This window comes from Virgibacillus sp. AGTR (assembly GCF_016919725.2).
GTDB lineage: Bacteria > Bacillota > Bacilli > Bacillales > Amphibacillaceae > Virgibacillus > Virgibacillus salarius.
In genome coordinates, this window is record NZ_JAJERH010000139.1 from 1 (window position 1) to 2,850 (window position 2,850).

Below are 2,850 nucleotides of genomic sequence, written 5' to 3' on the forward strand. Positions count from 1 at the left end.
AGTATAAATAAATACGGTTCTATAGCTTACATAGAATCACCTTAACACACCTTTTTATGTTGCTGATACCTCACTTTTACATGATGTCTAAAAAATCACGTATATGTATTTTATCGTTAATAGATTTATTTCAGCAAACATAAACTAATTGGAAGAAACAAAAATGGATACATTCTTAACTTAGAGATAAAGGAGTCGTTGTATTTTGCCAAAACGATATTGGTGGGTCATCATAACATATGTACTTGTACAATTCTCAGGAGTTATTTTTATCCCACTTCTATATGCATTGTTACCGATTAATCAGATAGACGCGTTTGTTTACTGGTCGCTGATTAGCTTTATAGCAGGAGTAATTATTGTCTTACAATTAATGAAACCAGACATGAAACAAGGAGTAAATCAACGAGATGTTGCTTCTACTGGAAATGTAATTCTTTGGTCTATTCTCGGTGTATTCATGGCATATTTCGCACAGGGAGTCGCCGGATCAATTGAAGTGAAGCTGTTAGGTATTGGACAAGATTCGGAAAACACACAGGCAATTATGGATGTGACTCGTATGTCACCACTGTTTATGATAATTCCTATGTTTGCCGCTCCAATCCTGGAAGAAATCATCTTCCGTAAAATTATTTTCGGACGACTGTATTTACGGACAAACTTCTTCATTGCAGCACTTTTATCCGCGCTCATTTTCGCGGTTATTCATGGTGAGCCTGAGCATATACTTGTATACGGTTCGATGGGCTTAGTGTTTGCGTATCTTTATGTAAAGACAAAGCGTATTATTGTACCAATTATTGTTCATATGGCTATGAACTCATTAGTCGTACTTATACAATATAACATTGACCCAGAGGAATTAGAAAGACAGTTAGAAGAACTACAAACCATTTTCATGCTACATTAATACGAAATGTTGAGTAAGGATTTATTATGGAGGCTTTATAAATGAAGATTTCACCGAAGACCATGGCGATTATTTATTTTATTATGGGAGTATTCTTTACGTACATTGCCATTCTGAGTGCAGATGATACCATCTGGAATGTGACCACAATTATATTAGCAATATTTGCTACACTTGAAATAGGCGTTAGTATTCGTTTAATGTCCTTACATTTTCGCCTTAAACATAAAAAGAAGGAATAGCAGTGTATTATGCTGCTTTCCTTCTTTTTTCATGGGTGCTTTTATTTAACCGCCTTTAACTTCTCCAACCAAGCTTCTTTTTGTTTTATTTTTTGTTCCATCGTTGTATAGCGGATAACAAACATATCGGAATCCTTCACAAACACGCGGGCAAGTTCCTCTTGATCATATTGCAGTGAGTCATTAGTAATAGCAAATTCATAGAACCCTTCTTCGTTTGTTACATCCATTTGCTCAAATTGAAGCTCTCCATCAATCATATCACTCAAGTTACCTTCCATGTTTGTAATGAAGTTTTTAACTCCGATCAAATCTTTTCCATCTTCATAATAATGAAGCGTCAGTAATTCAGTATAATTCTCAAAGGTTTCTCCAGAAACTAAAAATTCAACAATAGCCTCCCCTGATTCCTCTGCATAGTTTCCAAGCTCCCATTTATCTTCACTAAATGGCATCTCTAAACTTCTAATTTCTTCTACATAGTTACCTTCCATCACAGGCTCTGCTTCCCCAGCCTCAATTACTTCTCCATTCTCGTCCAAATTAACCGTTTCGCCGATTTCACTGCTATAGATTTTCCATTCCCCATTATCCGGCTTCAATATATGAACACCTGTTGTTTGATTGTTTTGGTAATCAGGGCCTTCCACTTTCATATTCGTCTGCGTATAAGCTAACCTTGCTTCAGCTGCTGACTTTTCTTCTACATGTACATCCGTTAATGTAATATCTAATGTATATGCTTGTAGGCTATTTATTAGCTCCTTTGTTGTATCATAACCAGGGGACTCAGGATGAATGGTTTTCATATGGCCTTGTAAATCCTTATCCATCATTGTTTGAATATTTTCTTCTAGAACTGCCTTTAAGGTATCATCTTCTGGAATAGTAGCTTCTGCTTTTGGTTCTTCACTAGCTTTGGCAACTTTTTCACTATCACTACTGTCCTTAGCACCACATCCGACTATGAATATAAGGCTAAATATAAAAATAAATAGTAGTGATTTCACCTTCTTCAACATACAATTTTACCTCCTGATTTATGTAATAAGTAAGAATCCCTACTTAGCATAGCTCATGCATATGTATAAAGACAGACGTCTTTATACCCAAAAAATATTCTGAAAATACAGGCTAAAGGTTCTATAAAATTAATGTATTACCAATATATTCCTAAATTAGACGCAAAAAAATACAATAAATTGGAAAAATAATGCAATTTATATGTCATAACACCTGTTTAGTTTCTGGGTATTACTCTAAAAATCACCGTAAAAAAGAAAAAATAATACCTTACAGATCATGTGAAACTTCTATCTACTGAGAATTTTGTTCCCCACGGTACCACAAGAGTATGACCTAAAGGTCTTTGAATCAATCGGACATTTACTGCCAATCGATCCCCGACTTATCCATATTGGTTTCTCTTTATTGCTTGAAGTGGGGTATTGCTGCTAGTTATATGGTAGGATAAAACAATTATAATTAATGACCAGTAGACATTGTTGTCCTCATGAGTGGGTTCAAATAGAAATGTACGACTGGAGCGTGTCACCGGAAATAAAGCAATCATGGTGAGCTTGCGAGCCAATAAAGACTTATCATAGGGCGATTCGTGAAGTCGCCTCGTTTCTGGGCGCTGTAACTAGACGCCGACCCAACACGCTTATATCTACATGGGCTAATTTTATAACT

The 2,850-nt window shown here is 35.7% G+C and carries 3 protein-coding genes; 2 read left to right on the top strand and 1 reads right to left on the bottom strand.

Annotated elements, in window-relative coordinates; genetic code table 11:
• Nucleotides 1-205 precede the first annotated feature (205 nt).
• Together JUJ52_RS22720 and JUJ52_RS22725 are read left to right on the top strand one after the other, a co-directional pair.
• The gene (locus tag JUJ52_RS22720) at nucleotides 206-913 is read left to right on the top strand and encodes a CPBP family intramembrane glutamic endopeptidase (RefSeq protein WP_205389562.1); all 708 of its coding nucleotides are present in this window, start codon (nucleotides 206-208) and stop codon (nucleotides 911-913) included.
• Nucleotides 914-954: 41 nt separating this feature from the next.
• Nucleotides 955-1,155, top strand: coding sequence for a YdiK family protein (locus JUJ52_RS22725; protein WP_026680378.1), 201 nt, complete (start codon nucleotides 955-957; stop codon nucleotides 1,153-1,155).
• A gap of 41 nt (nucleotides 1,156-1,196) precedes the next feature.
• Here JUJ52_RS22725 and JUJ52_RS22730 read toward each other — a convergent pair whose 3' ends face one another.
• Nucleotides 1,197-2,177 carry a hypothetical protein gene (locus JUJ52_RS22730; RefSeq protein ID WP_026680377.1) on the bottom strand — a complete coding sequence of 327 codons (981 nt, stop codon included), beginning with the start codon at nucleotides 2,175-2,177 and terminating at the stop codon, nucleotides 1,197-1,199.
• Nucleotides 2,178-2,850: the final 673 nt, after the last annotated feature.